The organism is Microbacterium sp. 2FI (assembly GCF_005502885.1).
Lineage (GTDB): Bacteria > Actinomycetota > Actinomycetes > Actinomycetales > Microbacteriaceae > Microbacterium.
Map to the genome: position 1 here is coordinate 1 of NZ_SCMR01000003.1, position 16,938 is coordinate 16,938.

17 protein-coding genes and 1 pseudogene are annotated in these 16,938 nt (G+C 69.4%); 9 read left to right on the top strand and 9 right to left on the bottom strand.

The window, feature by feature from the left end; genetic code table 11:
- Positions 1 to 995 (bottom strand): annotated as a pseudogene (locus FFS15_RS03950) (hypothetical protein); the annotation flags it as partial.
- Positions 995 to 1,261, bottom strand: coding sequence for a multidrug ABC transporter ATPase (locus tag FFS15_RS03955; RefSeq protein WP_137843709.1), 267 nt, complete (start codon positions 1,259 to 1,261; stop codon positions 995 to 997). The pseudogene FFS15_RS03950 and the gene FFS15_RS03955, both read right to left, overlap by 1 nt.
- Before the next feature lie 150 nt (positions 1,262 to 1,411).
- On the opposite strand from FFS15_RS03955, the gene FFS15_RS03960 reads away from it, so the two are divergent.
- Together FFS15_RS03960 and FFS15_RS03965 are read left to right on the top strand one after the other, a co-directional pair.
- Positions 1,412 to 1,795, top strand: coding sequence for a cold shock domain-containing protein (locus FFS15_RS03960; RefSeq protein ID WP_137843710.1), 384 nt, complete (start codon positions 1,412 to 1,414; stop codon positions 1,793 to 1,795).
- On the top strand, positions 1,788 to 2,453 hold the full coding sequence (locus FFS15_RS03965) for a DUF3027 domain-containing protein (protein ID WP_137843711.1): 666 nt from the start codon (positions 1,788 to 1,790) through the stop codon (positions 2,451 to 2,453). Before FFS15_RS03960 ends, FFS15_RS03965 begins: the two co-directional genes overlap by 8 nt.
- 22 nt (positions 2,454 to 2,475) lie before the next feature.
- Here the strand turns inward: FFS15_RS03965 and FFS15_RS03970 are convergent, their stop codons facing one another.
- Genes FFS15_RS03970 through FFS15_RS03995 form a run of 6 tightly spaced genes read right to left on the bottom strand, consistent with a single transcriptional unit; the run spans position 2,476 to position 10,258 of the window.
- The gene (locus FFS15_RS03970) at positions 2,476 to 4,794 is read right to left on the bottom strand and encodes a glycoside hydrolase family 3 N-terminal domain-containing protein (RefSeq protein ID WP_137843712.1); all 2,319 of its coding nucleotides are present in this window, start codon (positions 4,792 to 4,794) and stop codon (positions 2,476 to 2,478) included.
- Positions 4,791 to 5,858: an ABC transporter permease gene (locus tag FFS15_RS03975; protein ID WP_137843713.1), complete on the bottom strand. Its 1,068-nt coding sequence runs from the start codon at positions 5,856 to 5,858 to the stop codon at positions 4,791 to 4,793. The genes FFS15_RS03970 and FFS15_RS03975 overlap by 4 nt, the downstream gene beginning before the upstream one ends.
- A gap of 2 nt (positions 5,859 to 5,860) precedes the next feature.
- Entirely contained in the window at positions 5,861 to 6,940 is a 1,080-nt protein-coding gene (locus FFS15_RS03980) for an ABC transporter permease (protein WP_137843714.1), read from the bottom strand.
- Positions 6,937 to 7,746, bottom strand: coding sequence for an ATP-binding cassette domain-containing protein (locus tag FFS15_RS03985; RefSeq protein WP_137843715.1), 810 nt, complete (start codon positions 7,744 to 7,746; stop codon positions 6,937 to 6,939). Before FFS15_RS03985 ends, FFS15_RS03980 begins: the two co-directional genes overlap by 4 nt.
- Positions 7,743 to 8,567 carry an ABC transporter ATP-binding protein gene (locus FFS15_RS03990; protein ID WP_137843716.1) on the bottom strand — a complete coding sequence of 275 codons (825 nt, stop codon included), beginning with the start codon at positions 8,565 to 8,567 and terminating at the stop codon, positions 7,743 to 7,745. Before FFS15_RS03990 ends, FFS15_RS03985 begins: the two co-directional genes overlap by 4 nt.
- Positions 8,564 to 10,258 carry an ABC transporter substrate-binding protein gene (locus tag FFS15_RS03995; RefSeq protein WP_137843717.1) on the bottom strand — a complete coding sequence of 565 codons (1,695 nt, stop codon included), beginning with the start codon at positions 10,256 to 10,258 and terminating at the stop codon, positions 8,564 to 8,566. Before FFS15_RS03995 ends, FFS15_RS03990 begins: the two co-directional genes overlap by 4 nt.
- A 173-nt stretch (positions 10,259 to 10,431) precedes the next feature.
- On the opposite strand from FFS15_RS03995, the gene FFS15_RS04000 reads away from it, so the two are divergent.
- The gene (locus FFS15_RS04000) at positions 10,432 to 11,064 is read left to right on the top strand and encodes a TetR/AcrR family transcriptional regulator (protein ID WP_137843718.1); all 633 of its coding nucleotides are present in this window, start codon (positions 10,432 to 10,434) and stop codon (positions 11,062 to 11,064) included.
- Positions 11,065 to 11,073: 9 nt separating this feature from the next.
- Here the strand turns inward: FFS15_RS04000 and serC are convergent, their stop codons facing one another.
- Positions 11,074 to 12,189 (bottom strand): phosphoserine transaminase, encoded by a 1,116-nt coding sequence (gene serC, locus FFS15_RS04005; RefSeq protein WP_137843719.1) that lies wholly within the window; start codon positions 12,187 to 12,189, stop codon positions 11,074 to 11,076.
- 202 nt (positions 12,190 to 12,391) lie between these two features.
- Between serC and FFS15_RS04010 the strand changes: the two genes are divergently transcribed.
- The 6 genes from FFS15_RS04010 to FFS15_RS04035 all read left to right on the top strand — a co-directional run bounded on the left by FFS15_RS04010 (position 12,392) and on the right by FFS15_RS04035 (position 16,937).
- Complete coding sequence (locus tag FFS15_RS04010; RefSeq protein ID WP_137843720.1) at positions 12,392 to 12,799, top strand: hypothetical protein; 408 nt, start codon at positions 12,392 to 12,394, stop codon at positions 12,797 to 12,799.
- A gap of 29 nt (positions 12,800 to 12,828) precedes the next feature.
- Complete coding sequence (locus FFS15_RS04015) at positions 12,829 to 13,530, top strand: metal-dependent transcriptional regulator (RefSeq protein ID WP_137843721.1); 702 nt, start codon at positions 12,829 to 12,831, stop codon at positions 13,528 to 13,530.
- 363 nt (positions 13,531 to 13,893) lie between these two features.
- On the top strand, positions 13,894 to 14,718 hold the full coding sequence (locus tag FFS15_RS04020; protein WP_349290447.1) for a M23 family metallopeptidase: 825 nt from the start codon (positions 13,894 to 13,896) through the stop codon (positions 14,716 to 14,718).
- A 326-nt stretch (positions 14,719 to 15,044) separates the two neighbouring features.
- Complete coding sequence (locus FFS15_RS04025) at positions 15,045 to 15,542, top strand: HNH endonuclease (RefSeq protein ID WP_137843723.1); 498 nt, start codon at positions 15,045 to 15,047, stop codon at positions 15,540 to 15,542.
- A gap of 12 nt (positions 15,543 to 15,554) precedes the next feature.
- Entirely contained in the window at positions 15,555 to 16,118 is a 564-nt protein-coding gene (locus tag FFS15_RS04030; RefSeq protein ID WP_137843724.1) for a cysteine hydrolase family protein, read from the top strand.
- Between the two features lie 102 nt (positions 16,119 to 16,220).
- Positions 16,221 to 16,937 (top strand): hypothetical protein, encoded by a 717-nt coding sequence (locus tag FFS15_RS04035; RefSeq protein ID WP_137843981.1) that lies wholly within the window; start codon positions 16,221 to 16,223, stop codon positions 16,935 to 16,937.
- Position 16,938: the final 1 nt, after the last annotated feature.

Below are 16,938 nucleotides of genomic sequence, written 5' to 3' on the forward strand. Positions count from 1 at the left end.
CGCAGGCGCAGGTCGAGGGCGGGGGCGAGGGGGCCGGGGGCGATCGCGGTGAGGTCGGCCTGCAGGTACACGCGGTCGATCTCGGCCGGAAGATGGGCGACGAGTGCCGAGGCGTCGGCTGCGCCGCCGGCGCGCAGGGTGCCCGTCCACGACGGCTCGGCGTCGGAGTCGTCGAGGAGTCCCCAGCGCACGGCGGTCCGGCGCAGGCGCGCGGCCTCGGCCGGCCACTCGGAGTCGAGCGGGTACGTGCTCGGCCACCGCGCCGCGGGCAGGAACCCGCCGTCGGCCGTTCGCAGCCCCGCGGGCAGCGCCGCGCGGTAGCCCGTCGCGATGCTCTGCCAGCGCTCGGCGGTGGACGATGCCAGCCACCGCTCGCCGGCCTCGCGGATGATCCATGTGCGCTCGACGGTGCCCGCGAGGCCCGCGGCTTCGGCCGACAGCAGCAGGTCTTCGAGCTCGTCGGCGGTGGCGACGGCACCGGCTTCGACGAGGCGCTTGCGGTCGACCGCGCTCACCGTGCCGGTGCCGGTGCGAGCGAGGGGTGCCTGGAGCCCCGCGAGGAGCACGTCGGCGAGGGCGCCGGCGGTGGTGAAGGCCCGCTCGGCGGCGGCTGCGGCGGCACGCTCGTCGGCGCGCTCGGGCTCGGGAGCGGCGCCTGCGGCGACGAAGGCGTCAGGCTTGGCACCGAGGAGGTGGCTGACCCGCTCGGCGACGGCGGCATAGGGCGACCCGGCCTCGTCGACGAGGGCGAGCCGCGTCAGCAGTGCCGTCGTCGCGTGATCGGCGGGCGAACCCGCGAGGGCGGCGAGCGCGGGGCGCGGGAGGCGCGTCAGAGCGCGGTCGAGGGATGCGGCATCCAGCAGGCCTTCCGCCGCATCGAAGAAGTCGTGCCATGCGGCCGACGGCGGGACGGCGCGGGCGGCGAGCGTCGCGGCGAGCGCGACGTCGTCGCGAGCGGCAAGCCACGTCGCAAGTGCACGCCCGTCGGAGACCATCAGCCTCCTCGGCCTGCCCGAGCCTTCCGCACGAAGCTCGTGATGAGCACGGTCAGCAGCATCGCGAACGCGACGATCGGGGCGATCCATACGATCACCGCGACGACGGGCCAGATGCCCGTCTGCATGTCGGCGCCCGCTGACGAGCCGATCATGATCGCGAAGAAGCACAGGATCGACAGCAGGAGGAGGCCCAGCGACATGAACGCCAGAAGTCGGTCGATCGGGCGGACGGGGACGTCCTCGCCCGGGGTGTTCGTGCTCATCCGCCTCAGCCTACTCGCCTCGGGGCGTGCTCTAGGCTTGGGGTCGGGGATCGGCCGATCCCCGTTCTGTCGTGTCCGTCTCGTTCGTGGGATGGATGCGATCGTTACGACACTTCCGCCGCAAGCGGTGCGATTCACAGCGAGGTCTCCATGCCCACCGGCAAGGTCAGGTTCTACGACGAGGAGAAGGGGTTCGGCTTCATCACCGCAGATGACGGCCAGGACGTCTTCCTGCACGCCACGGCCCTGCCCGCGGGAGCCCCGGCGCCCAAGCCCGGCGTCCGCCTCGAGTTCGGCGTCGCCGACGGCAAGCGGGGTCTGCAGGCGCTTTCGGTGCGTGTGCTCGACGCGCCGGTGAGCCTCGCGAAGCGCTCGCGCAAGCCCGCCGACGACATGGCGATCATCCTCGAAGACCTCGTGAAGCTGCTCGACACCATCGGCGGCGACCTGCGTCGGGGCCGCTACCCCAGCCCCGCGCACGCGAAGAAGGTCGCCGCGGTGCTGCGCAAGGTCGCCGAGGACTTCGATGACTGATCAGGCCGACCCGGCCCTTCTCGAAGCCCGCGACCTCGCTCTCGCGGCGCTGCGGGAGATCACTCCTGCGTCCTCGATCGGGGCGCCGGCGGACTATCGCATCGAAGACGGCGGCGTCGTGTCGCTGCGCTTCGAGACGACCCTCCCGGGCTATCCCGGTTGGTTCTGGACCGTGAGTCTCGCACGGGTCCCGGATGCCGAGCCCACCGTGCTCGAGGTGGAGCTGCTTCCCGGTGACGGGGCACTGCTGGCGCCCGACTGGGTACCGTGGGCCGAGCGCCTCGCCGACTACCAGGCGGCGCAGCTCGCGCTCACCGAGGCGGCGGGCGCGGACGCGGATGCTGACGACGATGCGGATGCGGACGACGATCTCGACGATGTCGACGATCTGGATGCCGCGGACTTCGACCGCGACGGCTCGCCGATCCTGCACGCGGGCGACGTCGACGGCGTCGACATCGACGAGCTCGACGAGCCGATCGATGCGGACGACGACCTCGACGACGAGGACGACGCCGACGAGGACGACTCCGAAGACGGCCTCGACGAAGACGATGACGCCGACGAGGACGACTCCGACGAGGACGCTGACGAGGATGATTCCGACGAGGACGACGCCGAAGACCTCGACGAGGCCGCCGGGGACGACGACGCCTGACTCGCCGTCGTCCCCGTGGCCCTCACACCGTCGGGGTCGGCGGGTCGAGCAGCACGGCGAACCGTGCCGAGAGCAGGTCTTCGTCGCGTGAGGACGCTCCCACGAGCAGTTCGAACGTGCCCGCTTCGACCCGGCGCACGCCCTGCGCGTCGACGAGGGTGCACTCTGCGACGTCGAGGTCGATCGACACGACGCGGGCCTCTCCGGGCTCGAGGTCGACGACGCGGTAGGCCTTGAGCTCCTTGTCTGCCCAGCTGACCGAGGTCACTTCGTCGCGGAGGTACGCCTGCACCACCTCACGCGCCGGGCGCGCGCCGGTGTTGGTGACCCGCACTTCGGCGCGAACGGTGTCGTCGAGGCCGAATCCGTCGCCGAGGATGCGCAGGTCGTCGTAAGCGACGGTCGAGTACGACAGTCCCTCGCCGAAGGCGTGCGCCGGACTCTGCGTGAGGTCGGCGTACCGGTTGCCGTGCTGCCCGCGGATCTGGTTGTAGTACGTGGGCTGCTGCCCGGCGTGCCGGGCGAACGAGATCGGCAGCCGACCGCTCGGCTCGGTGAGGCCCAGGAGCACCTCGGCGATCGCCTGCCCGCCCTGCATGCCGGGGCTCGCCGCCCACACGAGCGCAGCGGCCCGCTCGGCCGACGGCGGGAGGACGAGCGGCTTGGAGGCGAGGAGCACGACGACGAACGGCGTGCCGGTCTCGGCGATGGCGTCCAGCAGTGCGATCTGACCGCCGACGAGCTCGAGCGTCGCGGTCGAGCGACCCTCGCCGACGAGCTCGATGCGGTCGCCGACGACGACGACGGCGAGGTCGCTCTCGCGAGCCGTGGCGACGGCATCCGCGATGAGATCCGCGTCCGCCGGGGTGGGGACGACGATCTGCGGCCGCGGTTGGCCATCGGGGAAGAACGCGCCCGCGGGATCGTCTTCGAGGGTCAGGATGCCGGCGCCTTCGGCGTACTCGACACTCCAGTCAGCGGGGGCGATGCGGCGGAGGCCGTCGAGGACGGTCGTGATCATCGCGCGCGGGTGGCCGCCGGGCAGCCAGTCCGCCTGTCCCGATGACCCCGCCCAGTCGCCGAGCTGCGTCTGCGCGTCGTCGGCGAGCGGGCCGATCACCGCGATGCGGCGGGGTGCGGCACCCGCGATCGCGCGGCCGGCGGCATCCGTCGTCCGTCCTTCGAGCAGCGGCAGCGTGCCGTCGTTGCGCAGCAGGACGAGAGATCGGCGTGCCGCCTCGAGGTTGAGCTCGGTGTGCGGCGCGCTGCCGACGATCTCCTGGATGCGGTCGGCGTCGGGGTGGCGGGGGTTCTCGAAGAGGCCCAGCTCGAACTTCAAGAGCAGGATGCGCGAGACGGCGCGGTCGAGGTCGGATTCCGCGAGCAGGCCGCGATCGATCGCCTCGAGGGCGCCGTTGAAGAATCCGGGGGTCGTCATCACCATGTCATTGCCCGCCTTGACCGCGGCCGCGGCGGCGTGGGCGTAGTCGGGCTGGATCTTCTGCTCCCAGACCATGCGCCCGACGTTGTCCCAGTCGGTGATGAGAGTGCCGGTGTAGCCCCACTCGCCGCGCAGCACGTCGTTCAGGAGCCAGTCGTTGACCGTGATCGGCACGCCGTCGGTCGTCTGGTAGCCCAGCATGAAGGTGCGGCATCCCTCCTTCGCCACGCGTTCGAAGGGCGGCAGGAACCATGAGCGCAGCTTGCGCCGCGAGAGGTCGGCCTCGCTCGCATCGCGGCCGCCCTGGGTCTCGGAGTACCCGGCGAAGTGCTTGGCGGTGGCGAGGATCGCCGTCTCGTCGTCGAGCCCGCCGCCCTGGTAGCCACGCACCATCGCCGAGGCGAGCTCGCCGATGAGGAACGGGTCTTCGCCGAAGGTCTCGTCGACACGACCCCACCGGAGGTCCCGTGCGATGCACAGCACCGGCGAGAAGGTCCAGTGGATGCCGGTGGCCGCCACCTCTTGGGCGGTCGCGCGCGCGACCCGCTCGAGGAGGTCGGCATCCCACGAAGCGGCCATGCCGAGCTGCGTCGGGTAGATCGTCGCCCCCTCGAAGAAGGAGTGCCCGTGGATGCAGTCCTCGCCGACGAGCAGCGGGATGCGCAGGCGGGTCTGGGCGACGAGCTCGTGCGCGAGTGCGAGGCGCTCGGGCGACGCGTGCAGGATCGAGCCGACGTGCTGGCGCAGCACCTGCTCCTCGATGTCTTCCCGGGCATCGAGCTGCAGCATCTGCCCGACCTTCTCCTCGACGCTCATGCGATCGAGGAGATCGGCGATGCGTGCCGCGATGGAACGCGTCGCGTCGAGGTACGCGGGGGTCGCGATGTCGGCAGTGGTCACGAGGTCTCTCCGGTTGTCGTCGTGGTGGTGGTCGACGGGCGCACGGCGGTGACGGTGTCGTTCACGTTCATGCCCTTCTTCTTCATCGCGCGGGCACGTTCGCCGGCCGAGCGCAGGCGCGGGTTGACGTACTCGTCGATGCCGAAGTTGATCAGCGACAGGGCGACGCCGATCGCGGCGATGCACAGCCCCGGAGGCATGAACCACCACCACTGGCCCTGCCGGAACGCGCCCTGGGCGCTGGCCCAGTTGAGGATCGTGCCCCAGTTGTAGGTCGTCACGGGGATGATGCCGATGTACGACAACGTCGTGAGGCCGATGATCGCGGCCGTCACCGTGCCCACGAAGCTCGCGGCGATGAGTGCCATGAGGTTGGGCAGCATCTCGACGGTGATGATGCGCCGCATCGGCTCGCCATTGGCGCGTGCGGCATGCACGAAGTCGCGGCTGCGCAGCGACATCGTCTGTGCACGGAGCACCCGCGCACCCCACGCCCAGCCGATGAGACCCAGAACCAGCGCGATGACCCACAGCGGCGGGTCCTCGAACATCGTCGCCACGATGATGATGAGCGGGATCCCCGGCAGCACGAGGAAGACGTTGGTGAGGGCCGACAGGCCTTCACTCCGCCATCCGCGCAGGTAGCCCGAGGTCACGCCGATCACGATCGCGATGACCGTGGCGATGATCGCGGCCAGGAAGCCGACGACGATGACGCCGCGCGTGCCGTGGATGACCTGGCTGAGGACGTCCTCGCCGATGTGGGTCGTGCCCAGCCAGTGCGCGGCCGACGGCGGCTGGAACCGCGCCTCGTTGTTGACCTGCGTCGGGGAGTACGGCGCGAGTACGTCGGCGAAGATCGCGACGAGCACGAAGAACCCGAGGATCGACAGGCCCGCGATCGACTTGCCGTTGCGGAACATGGCGAACGCCGCGCCGAGCTTCGACCAGAAGGTCGGCTTGGTGTGCCCGTTGGCGGAGCCTGCGGGAGGCGTGCGCAGCGTCGCCGTCTCGGGGGTGTGGGCCGGGGGCTTGGTCGCATTGTCGTTGACGATGGTGTCCATCCTCAGTCCTCCGTCTGGCGCGTGCGCGGGTCGAGAAATGCGTAGGCGACGTCGGCCAGGAGGTTCGCCACGAGCACCGAGATCGTGATCACGAGGAAGACTCCCTGCATGAGGGCGTAGTCCTTCGCGTTGGTGGCGTCGAGCAGCAGTTTGCCGACGCCGGGATAGCTGAAGACCACCTCCATCACGATCGTGCCGCCGACGATGAAGCCGAGTGCCAGGGCGAAGCTCTGGATCTGGGGGAGCACGGCGTTGCGCGCGGCGTAGCGCCACAGCACCCGTGAGTTCGGCATGCCCTTGGCCTGAGCGACCATGACGTAGTCCTCGTCGAGCACCGTGAGCATCATGTTGCGCATGCCCAGCATCCATCCGCCGATCGAGGCGATCACGATGGTGGCCGCCGGCAGGAAGCCATGATGGATGACGTCGCCGATGAACTCCGCCGACCATTCCGGCTTCACCCCGACTCCGTAGGCCTTGCCGATCGGGAACCACCCGAGCATCACCGAGAAGATCGAGATGGCCATGAGGCCGAGCCAGAAGTACGGAATGGTGCTGAGGAAGGTCGTGATCGGGATGAGCGCGTCGAGGCGGCTGCCGCGGCGCCATCCGACGATCGCGCCGCCGATCGTGCCGATCGCGAACGCGACGAGCGTCGCGAAGCCCACGAGCCCCACGGTCCAGATCAGCGACTGGCCCACCACCTCGGTCACGGGGCGCATGCCGTGGAGGAGCGAGATGCCGAGGTCTCCGCGCAGGAGCAGACCCCAGTAGTCGAGGTACTGCTGCCAGAGGGATGCGTCGGTGTCGAGGCCGAGGAGCGCGCGCAGCGCTTCGGCGGCCTCGGGCGAGACGTTGCGGTTGCGGGCGAGATACGCATCGACCGCGTCGCCCTTCATCATGCGGGGCAGGAAGAAGTTGATCGTGATGGCGGCCCACAGGGTGAACAGGTAGAACAGGACCCGCCCGCCGAGGAAGCGCCACGGGACGCGCGAGCGACCCTTGACCGCGCTGGTGGCGGTGGTGCCCGACACGATCGGGTCGAAGTCCGGTGTGGGGACCGGGGGAGCGACAGCGCTCACTTGTCACCTCCGAGGATGCCGGCTGCGTGCGAGAAGAAGGAGTCGGGATCGGGGGATGCCGCACGCAGCTCTTGGGTGTAGGGGTTCTCCGGACGCAGGATCACGTCGTCGGCGGGACCGCGCTCGACGACGCGCCCCTGGTTGAGCACGAGGATCTCGTCGCTGAAGTGACGGGCGGTCGCGAGGTCGTGGGTGATGTAGAGGACACCCAGGCCCTCCTCGCGCTGCAGGTCGGCGAGGAGGTTCAGCACGCCCAGGCGGATCGACACGTCGAGCATCGAGACCGGCTCGTCGGCGACGAGCAGCTTCGGGCGCGATGCGAGCGCGCGGGCGATGGCGACGCGCTGTCGCTGACCGCCCGAGAGCTCGTGCGGCCGTCGGTCGATCACGGCGTTCGGATCCAGGCGCACGCGCTCGAGGATCCGCCGCACCTCGTCGTCGACCTGGTCCTTGGGTACGACGTGGTCGAGCCGCAGCGGCCGCTCGATGTGATACCGGATCGAGTGGTACGGGTTGAGTGACGCGAACGGGTCTTGGAACACCATGCGCAGCGCCTGGCGGTAGGCGCGCAGGCCCTTGCCGCGCCGGGGGATGGGACGGCCGTCGAGGCGCACTTCGCCGCTCGTCGGCGTCTCGAGCTGGGTGAGGATCTTCGCGATCGTGGACTTGCCGCTGCCCGACTGGCCGACCAGGCCGATCGTCTGGCCCGAGCGGAGCGTGAAGCTCACGTCGTCGAGGGCTTTGATCTGACCGGCGCCGCGGACGGAGTAGATCTTGGTGACGGAATCGAACTCGAGGACGGTCATCGGTGAACCACCCCCCTGGATCCGGTGAGTCTGGGGAACGAGGCCAGCAGCGTCCGGGTGTACGCGTCCTGCGGGTCGGTCCAGATCCGCTCGGCGGTGTCGAGCTCGACGATCTCGCCCTCGCGCATGATCGCGATGCGGTCGCTGATCTCCAGCAGTAAGGGCAGGTCGTGCGTGATGAAGATCACGGAGAACCCGAAGTCGTGGCGGAGCTCCGAGATCTGACGCAGGATCTCGCGCTGCACGAGCACATCGAGCGCGGTCGTCGGCTCGTCCATGACCATGAGCTGCGGACGGAGGGCCAGTGCCATGGCGATCATCACGCGCTGGCGCATGCCGCCGGAGAGCTCGTGCGGGAACGACCGGTAGCGCTGCGCGCCCACTTTGACGATCTCGAGGAGCTCGATCACCGCGGCGCGGCGCTCTGCGCGGCTGAGGTTCGGGCGATGGACCTCGAAGACGTCCTCGAGCTGAGACCCTACGGTCGTGACCGGGTTGAGCGAGTTCATCGCACCCTGGAAGACCATCGAGATCTTGTCCCAGCGGAAGCGGCGCATCTCCTCGGTTCCGAGGCTGTTGACGTCGACGTCTTCGCCGGACGCATCATGGAAGACGACGGAGCCGCTGGTGATCACGGCCGGTGGCCGGAGCAGACGCTGGAGGCCGTAGGCGAGGGTCGTCTTGCCGCATCCGCTCTCGCCGGCGAGTCCGAGGATCTCACCGCGCTGGAGTTCGAGGGTGACGTTCTTGACCGCTTCCACGGGGGGATCGACGTCGTAGACGATCGAGAAGTCCTGGACGGAGAGGAGCGAATCTCTCATCTGTGCTGGTTCGCTTTCGTGAGGGGTGACGTGGCGGGCTGCAGCTTGGTCAGGATCTGCACGATCGCCGGCTGGGTCGGGTCAGCGGAAGCGTACGCGTCCTCCTCCGACGGCCACCCCACGTAGTTGCGGGTGTTGAACTCGCCGAGCAGCGGGTGTGCACCGAGCGGGATCGCGGGGACGTTCTCGACGAACGCCGTCTCGATCACGGTGAGCGCGGCCGCACGGTCGGCCTCGGACGACGCGTTCGCGTACGTGTTCAGCGCCTCGGTGACGGCGGGGTCGTCGAAGCGGCCGAAGTTGAACGCGGCCTTGCCGTCGACGATCCACTTCGGGTCCATCGTGGAGGTGTAGAGGCCGTACGCGTTGCCGGTGTCCTCGAGCCAGTGGATGATCGCCTGGAACGTGCCTTCCTGACGGGCCGCGTCCCAGCCGCCCCAGTCGGGCTGGTCGATCTTGACCTCGATGCCGAGGCCCTCCTTGAGCTCTTCCGCGATGAGCGCCTGCTCGGTGTTCCAGTCGCTCCAGCCCGCGGGGACCGAGATCGAGAACGTGACGGCCTCGCCATCCGGGTCGATCAGAGCCTCACCCTCCCAGGTGTAGCCGGCGTCCGTGAGGATCTGGCGCGCCATGTCGACGTCGACCGAGTACTCCTGGCCTTCGTAGTCGGGGACGATCTCGTCCGAGAGCAGTTCGCTGAGACCGGTGACACTCCAGATCGCCTCGCTCGCGCCTTCGCGCGCGATGTCGACATAGGCCTGACGGTCGATCGTCCACGCGAGCGCCTGACGCAGAGCCGGGTCGTTGAACGGCTTCGTCTGCAGGTTCATGAACAGCGTGGCCGCGCCCACCGTGGGCGACGCGAGGAACTTGTTCTCGGGGTCGGCTGCCAGGAAGCTGTCCTGGATCTGCGGGATGAACGCCTGCGCCCAGTCCGCCTCGCCCGAGACGAGCGCGGTCGTGAGGGCCGCGTTGTCGCCATACGAGACGTAGTGGAGCTCGGGCACGGCCAGCTCGCCGCCCCAGTACTCGGGGTTCGCCGCGAGCGTGACCGACTCGGTCGTCCAGGAGTCGAGGACGTACGGGCCGGTGCCGACGACCTGGCCCTCGCCGGTGAGGGGATCGGTGTTGGGGTCTGCGATGTCGCTCCAGATGTGCTCGGGCACGATCTGGAAGTGCAGCACGCGGGCTTGCTGGTTGTACCGCGAGCTGTTGAATTCGATGGTCACGGTGTCGCCGTCGACACTCACGCTCTTGAGGTCGAGGGCGTTGGTGTCGTTGAGCTTGCCGTCGAGCACCTGGTTGTAGGTGAAGGCGATGTCGTCGGCGGTGAAGTCCTCGCCGTCGCTCCACTTCACGCCGCTGCGGGCCTTGGCGGTGAGCTGCGTGTAGTCGTCGTTCCATTCGACCGTCTCGGCCAGCCACGGGGTGGTGCCGAGGTCGCCGGTCGGGTTGACGAGCGCGAGGGACTCGAAGATGACCTTGCCGTAGCCGTACTTCGAGGCCGACGAGTCGCCGAGGTACGGGTTGTTCGACTCGGTGGTGATCGCGCCGTCGGGCTTCGCGATCGTGAGCGCCACGGTTCCGGTCGATCCACTGTCGGCGTCGGGGTCGGTGCCCCCGCCGGCGCAGCCGGTGAGCACCAGCGCCGCGGCGATGCCGGCGGCGGCGAGGGACGTTTTGAGCCTCATTGCTTCTCCTTAGTGTGGGTGCACGACGCCGTGCTGGCCCCAGGGCGACGACGGCGTCGAGTGATTGCGGAGTTAACTTACAATCAAGTAAGTAAGTAATGCAAGCGCGTCGCTCGCCCCCTTCCGGGGATGCGTAGACTCTCACGCGGCGGGCGAAGAAAGGGGGCTGGGCGATGACCGATGTGCGTCGTCAGCCGCGCTCGCGTCCCGAGACGATCGCGCGTCGGCGAGACATCCTCGACGCCGCGGTCGAGATCTTCGGGAGCAAGGGTTTCACAGGCGGAACGCTTCAGGAAATCGCCGATCAGGTGGGCATGACCCACGCCGGCATCCTGCATCACTTCGGCTCGAAGGATCAGCTCCTGCTCGAGGTGCTCCGGCATCGCGACGAGACCGACGTCGCCGATCTCGAAGAGCAGCACATTCCCGACGGCATGGCGCTGTTCCGGCACCTCGTGCGCACCGCCTTCGTCAACGCCCACCGTGCCGGCATCGTGCAGGCCTACGTGGTGCTCTCGGCGGAGTCGGTGACCGACGACCACCCGGGGCGCGCGTTCTTCCAGAAGCGCTACGAGACGCTCCGGGGCGAGGTCGCCCACGCCTTCCAGGTCGTGTGCGCCGAGCAGGGCGTGACCTCGCTCGAGACGGTCGATCTCGCGTCGGCGAGCATCCTCGCCGTCATGGACGGCCTGCAGGTGCAGTGGCTGCTCGATCCCGACGTCGTCGACCTCGCGCGCGCGTCGGAGTTCGCGATCGAGGCGATCGTCGCCTCGGTGCTGACCCCGCAGCCCTCGCCGCTGGCCTGATCGGCCGTATCAGCCCAGACGCTCGACGGTGTAGTCGATGCAGCGGATGAGCTGACGGACGTCGTCGGGCTCGATCGAGACGAAGGTCGCGACGCGCAGCTGGTTGCGGCCGAGCTTGCGGTACGGCTCGGTGTCGACGATGCCGTTGGCTCGCAGGCTCTGGGCGACGGCGGCGGCATCCACCGTGTCGTCGAAATCGATCGTGACGACGACGGGGGAGCGATCGGCGGGGTCGGCGACGAAGGGCGTGGCGAAGGCGGATGCCGTGGCCCAGTCGTACAGCGCCTGCGACGACTCACGCGTGCGGGAGTCCGCCCACTGCAGACCGCCGTTGTCGTTGATCCAGCGCACCTGCTCGTTCAGCAGGATGAGGGTCGCGAGCGCGGGGGTGTTCAGTGTCTGGTTCAGACGCGAGTTGTCGACGGCGTTCTTCAGGCTCAGGAATTCGGGGATGTAGCGGCCCGAGGCGGCGATGCGCTCGATGCGCTCGATGGCGGCCGGCGAGACGAGCGCGAACCACAGGCCGCCGTCGGAGCCGAGGTTCTTCTGCGGGGCGAAGTAGTAGACATCGGCGTCCTGCGCCGAGAAGTCGATGCCGGCGGCGGCGCTCGTGGCGTCGATCACCGTCAGCGCGCCCGGGTCGCCGGCCACGCGGGTGACCGGGGCGGCGACGCCCGTCGAGGTCTCGTTGTGCGGCCACGCGTACACGTCGACGCCCTCGACTGCCTCCGGGCTGCTGCGCGTGCCGGCGGGAACCTCGCGGACGTCGGGGGCATCGAGCCACGGCGCCTTCGCGGCAGCGGCGAACTTGCCGCCGAACTCGCCGAACACCAGGTTCTGACTGCGCTTCTCGATCAGACCGAAGGCCGCGGCATCCCAGAAGGCGGTCGATCCGCCGTTGCCGAGGATCACCTCGTAGCCCGCCGGGATGCGGAAGAGCTCGCCGAGACCTGCTCGCACGTGGCCGACGAGGTCCTTCACGGGTGCCTGGCGGTGCGAGGTGCCCAACAGCGCCGCCCCGGGGCCGGCGAGCGCCTCGAGCTGCGAGGCTCGGACCTTCGACGGGCCGCAGCCGAATCGGCCGTCGGCGGGCAGGATCTCACGGGGCAGCAGGACGTGGGGCATGGGTCCGATTCTAGGGACTGCCGGGCCGTGCGCCCTGCGCAGGACTTGTGCGGCTCAACAGGAGATCTTGCGGGCGGGGCGTCCTGCGGAAGGCGACACCTCCTGTGGTCGCAGCTTCCTCCACAGGAGAGTCGGTGACCGGAGAGGTCCACAGGTCGGAGGAACCGGAATCCGTCGTGCCCGTGCGAGGCAGGGTTCATCCATGGATTCCTTGATTCGGGCGGTCGCGAACCGGGGTGGGGTCGTGCGGACATCGGTGCTGATGGATGCCGGGTTCGGGCGTCGCGCGCTCGCGGGGGCGGTCGCCGACGGCGTGCTGGTGGCGCCCCGGCGTGGGTGGGTCGCGACGACGGATGCCGACGCATACCTCGTCGCGGCGGCTCGAGGGGGCGTGGTTCTCACGTGTGTGACTCAGGCCAAACGTCTCGGACTCTGGGTGCTCGCGGAGGATCGGTCGCACGTCGCGGCCCCACCCACGGCATCCCGTCTCGCGATCACGAACGCGACCGTCCATTGGAGCCTTCCCGTGGTGCCGAGTGCGCCGCATGCTCTCGAGGGCGGCATCCTGGCTGCCGCCGAGAGATGGGCGGCAGAAGATAGGGTGTCCTAAGCCCCTTCTACCGGCGAGGACACCCCGATATGACCGATCTCATCGACACGACGGAGATGTATCTGCGCACGATCCTCGAGCTCGAGGAGGAGAACATCGTTCCCCTCCGCGCCCGCATCTCGGAGCGCCTCGGGCACTCGGGGCCGACCGTCTCGCAGACGATCGGCCGCATGGAGCGCGACGGACTCGTGGTCGTCTCGGAGGACCGCTCGCTCGAACTCACCCTCGCGGGTCGCCAGAAGGCCGTCGACGTGATGCGCAAGCACCGTCTCGCCGAGCGACTGCTGTCGGATGTCATCGGACTCGACTGGGCCTACGTCCACGAAGAGGCCTGCCGCTGGGAGCACGTCATGAGCGAGCAGGTCGAGCGTCGCCTCGTCGAGCTGCTGGGCCACCCGACGGAATCCCCGTACGGCAACCCGATCCCTGGACTCGACCAGCTCGGCGACGTTCCGGCGACCGGGTTCGATCAGGGCGTCGTGGGTCTCGTTCGGCGTCTCAACGAGGCCGGCGAGCCCATTTCGGGCACCGTCCGCCGCCTCGCCGAGCCCGCGCAGGTCGATCCCGAACTGCTGCAGCAGCTCAAGGGTGCCGGCGTCGTTCCGGGGGCGACTGGCGACTACCGCTACAACGAGGGGTACGTGCTGCTGCAGATGAACGGCAGCGACGAAGGGCTCGAACTGCCGGTCGAGATGGCCTCGCACATCTTCCTCGTCGACGACCGGGTCTGACCCCGGGACGGATGCCGGAACCCGGCGTCCGCGCGGTGCCCATGCGGCGTCCACACGGGGTCTGTCCGACACACCCCCAGGGTTCTGCCAGGTGGTGAACGTGACAGATTCGTTACCTTCCGGTAGCCTCGGAAAGTCCACTAGGCGAGAAGCCCGCCCACGGACCCCGCACGGATTGCCTCCCCGGCTCGTCGTCCGCGCGGTGAAACCCGCACCAAGTGCCCCGACACACACGTGCCGACGAGCCAGCGCCCCGGCGCAGAGGCGCCGGAGGAAAATTTGGCTGAAGAGATAGATTCGCCCGCGAACGAAACCGAGAGCGAGACGACGAGTCTGACGCGCCGTGCGCGTGACCGTCGCAAGGTGACCCGCCGTCCGGCGGCGGTCGCCCCCGTCGCCTCCCGTCCTGCGGCGAAGGCTCCCGCAAAGGCGCCACGTGCTCCGCGTCCCGCGGGGAGCATCAAGAAGCCGCTGCGGAGTCTCGTGATCCTCAGCATGGTCGGTGGCCTCGTCGCCACCGTCGCACTGCCCGCGTTCGCTGCGGCGCGTGTCCCCGAGGACGCCGTGACCATCCAGCAGATGGCCGTCGACGACGCTCAGTCGCTCGTGGTCGCCTCCGACGCCAGCGGCGCCGAGCTGGTGCGCGAGAGCTACGCGGCGACCTCCGCCGAGGAGATCGCCAAGAAGAAGGCCGCCGAGGCTGCCGCTGCGGCGGCTGCCGCCCGCGCCCGTTCGGCGGCTGCCAGCGTCGCGACCGTGAACGTCGACCTCAGCATGGTGGCTCCCGGCAGCGGCGAGGTCCGCTGGCCTGTGAGCGGCTACACGATGGGTGAGGGCTTCGGCACTCGCGGCGGCGCCCACATGGGCATCGACATGCTCGCGCCCGCCGGCACCCCGATCTTCGCGGCCGCGGCCGGCGTCGTGCGCGTCTCGCAGGAGAGCTACGGCGGCTACGGCGTCGCCGTCACGATCGACCACGTCATCAACGGCCAGCGCGTCGGCACCCTGTACGGGCACATGACGTGGGGAAGCCGTCAGGTCGTCTCCGGTCAGACGGTCGCGGCGGGCCAGATCATCGGACTCGTCGGCAGCACCGGTCGCTCGACCGCGAACCACCTGCACTTCGAGACGTATGTCAACGGCTCGAACGTCGACCCGTACGCCTGGCTGGCACAGAACGCGGGCTGATCGCCCGCTTGCCTGTCTGCCTCGCTCTCCGACACGCCATCCGCTGTTCACCACCCCGCGGCCCCCGCATGCCCGGGCGTGGGCTACCCTGAAACCCGACGCTGAGAGAAAGCGGAGGGAAGCCGAATGGGCAGCACGCCACGCATCCGAACCATGGATGCGCTCGGGCGCCTTGTCCTTCGGCATCGTATGACCGGAAGCCACGGTACGACCGTGGCGCCATGGCGCTGTCTGTAGACAGCGCCTTTTTTCATACCCCTGCGCCCCTCGAAACGTCGTGAGTCGAATCACCGGGAAGCCGTCCCGGCCGTTCGAGAGGATGATCGATGCGCACTCTGGTACTGAATGCCGGCTATGAGCCCCTGGCCGTAGTCTCCTTCAAGCGGGCCCTCGTGCTCGTGATGAACGACAAGGCCATGGTCGTGGAGCACATGGAGGGTGAACCCGTCTGGGGCACCCGACGCCCCTACGAACGACCGGCCGTCATCATTCTGACGCGCTATGTGCGCGTGCCGGGCGGGCGCAGCATCCCCGTCACGCGGCGCGGTGTGCTGCGTCGAGATGGTCACCGATGCGCGTACTGCGAGAAGTCGGCGTCGACGATCGACCATGTGCTGCCGCGGTCGCGCGGCGGTGCGGATTCGTGGGAGAACCTCGTCGCGTGCTGCCTGCGGTGCAACAACGTCAAAGGCGACCGCACGCCGCAGGAGATGAACTGGGAGCTGCGCTTCGCCCCGCGTCCGCCGCGCGGCGCGCAGTGGACCGTGCGCGGCACGGATCGGACCGATCCGCGGTGGGAGCCGTATCTCGCGCTCGCGGCGTGATGGGATGGACCCATGACCCGGGCCCTTCTCGTGATCGACATGCAGCGCGCTTTCGACGACCTCGACTTCTGGGGTGCGACGACGAACCCCGCGTGTGAGGCGAACGTCGCATCTCTTGCGGCGGCCTGGCAGGCATCGGGCGAGCCGATCGTCGTCGTGCGGCATGACTCCGTCTCGCCCGGCTCGCCGCTGCATCCGGACAGCCCAGGCAACACGCTCGTCGGCCCGGTCGCCGCGATCGACCCGGCGCTGTTCGTGACGAAGAACGTGAACTCCGCCTTCTACGGCGACCCGGATCTGCACGCCTGGCTGACGGCCGAGGGGGTCGGCGAACTCGTGGTGTGCGGCATCCAGACCAATATGTGCGTCGAGACGACCGCGCGCATGGCGGGCAATCTCGGGTACGACGTGACCGTCGTCCTCGATGCGACGCGCACGTTCGATCTCCAGGCCGAGATCTCGGGTATCGGCACCGTGACGCGTACGGCAGACGAACTCATGCTCACGACCGCTCTCGACCTGCAGGCGGGCGGCTTCGCGCGCATCGCGACGACGGCATTCTTCACCGGCGCATAGCATCGCTCGAGTATCGAACATAACTGTCGGAAGTAGGCGCTAACCTCATCTCCTGCACTTGAAGCACTAGAACATCAGTTCTAGTATGTGGGAATGAGGGCGATGGTGAAGCATGCGGCTTCGCGCGCGCAGCGGCCTGTCGACGACGTGCAGCGTCTGCGCGCGCAGCTCGAGCGGGTGCAGGGGCGCAAGCTCGATGCGCCGGTGCTGCCGGTGCATCCCGCCCTCGCGTCGCTCCTGCCAGGCGGGGGGCTGCGGCCCGGCGCCGCGTACTCGCTGCCGCGCTCGACGTCGCTGCTGCTGGCGCTGCTGGCGCAGCCGTCGCAGTCCGGCTCATGGTGCGGCGTGGTGGGCATGCCGCAGCTCGGCGCCGAAGCGGCCGAGGCGCTCGGCGTCGATCTGTCGCGGCTCGTGCTGATCCCTGATCCGGGTGCGCGGTGGCTCGCGGTCACCTCGACCGTCGCCGAGGTGCTTCCGGTCGTCGCGGTGCGTCCGGTCGGGCGCGCGGCCGACGGCGAGGTCGCGCGGCTGGCGGCGCGCCTGCGCGATCGCGGCGCCGTGCTGCTCGTGCAGGGCCCGTGGCCGCAGGCCGAGGCGACGCTCGAGACTTCCGAGCCGGCGTGGTCGGGAGTCGGGCGCGGCCACGGGTACCTCGCCGGCCGCGACGTGACGATCAGCGCCTCCAGTCGCCGCTGGCCGGGGCCCCGGCGCGCGCGGCTGCTGCTGCCCGATGCCGCGGGCCACATCGCCGCGGCGCCCGAGCCCATCGTGCGCGATCAGTTCGAGTTCACGCGCATCGAGGCGCGGGCGGCGGGCTGAG

Excerpts from the sequence above, each read along its gene's own strand:
- FFS15_RS03975 (WP_137843713.1), bottom strand. The coding sequence starts at position 5,858 with ATGGACACCATCGTCAACGACAATGCGACCAAGCCCCCGGCCCACACC.
- FFS15_RS03985 (WP_137843715.1), bottom strand. The coding sequence starts at position 7,746 with ATGACCGTCCTCGAGTTCGATTCCGTCACCAAGATCTACTCCGTCCGC.
- FFS15_RS04025 (WP_137843723.1), top strand. The coding sequence starts at position 15,045 with ATGCGCACTCTGGTACTGAATGCCGGCTATGAGCCCCTGGCCGTAGTC.
- FFS15_RS03955 (WP_137843709.1), bottom strand. The coding sequence starts at position 1,261 with ATGAGCACGAACACCCCGGGCGAGGACGTCCCCGTCCGCCCGATCGAC.
- FFS15_RS03990 (WP_137843716.1), bottom strand. The coding sequence starts at position 8,567 with ATGAGAGATTCGCTCCTCTCCGTCCAGGACTTCTCGATCGTCTACGAC.
- FFS15_RS03965 (WP_137843711.1), top strand. The coding sequence starts at position 1,788 with ATGACTGATCAGGCCGACCCGGCCCTTCTCGAAGCCCGCGACCTCGCT.
- FFS15_RS04010 (WP_137843720.1), top strand. The coding sequence starts at position 12,392 with ATGGATTCCTTGATTCGGGCGGTCGCGAACCGGGGTGGGGTCGTGCGG.
- FFS15_RS04030 (WP_137843724.1), top strand. The coding sequence starts at position 15,555 with ATGACCCGGGCCCTTCTCGTGATCGACATGCAGCGCGCTTTCGACGAC.
- FFS15_RS04035 (WP_137843981.1), top strand. The coding sequence starts at position 16,221 with ATGGTGAAGCATGCGGCTTCGCGCGCGCAGCGGCCTGTCGACGACGTG.
- FFS15_RS04015 (WP_137843721.1), top strand. The coding sequence starts at position 12,829 with ATGACCGATCTCATCGACACGACGGAGATGTATCTGCGCACGATCCTC.
- FFS15_RS03960 (WP_137843710.1), top strand. The coding sequence starts at position 1,412 with ATGCCCACCGGCAAGGTCAGGTTCTACGACGAGGAGAAGGGGTTCGGC.
- FFS15_RS03995 (WP_137843717.1), bottom strand. The coding sequence starts at position 10,258 with ATGAGGCTCAAAACGTCCCTCGCCGCCGCCGGCATCGCCGCGGCGCTG.
- FFS15_RS04000 (WP_137843718.1), top strand. The coding sequence starts at position 10,432 with ATGACCGATGTGCGTCGTCAGCCGCGCTCGCGTCCCGAGACGATCGCG.
- serC (WP_137843719.1), bottom strand. The coding sequence starts at position 12,189 with ATGCCCCACGTCCTGCTGCCCCGTGAGATCCTGCCCGCCGACGGCCGA.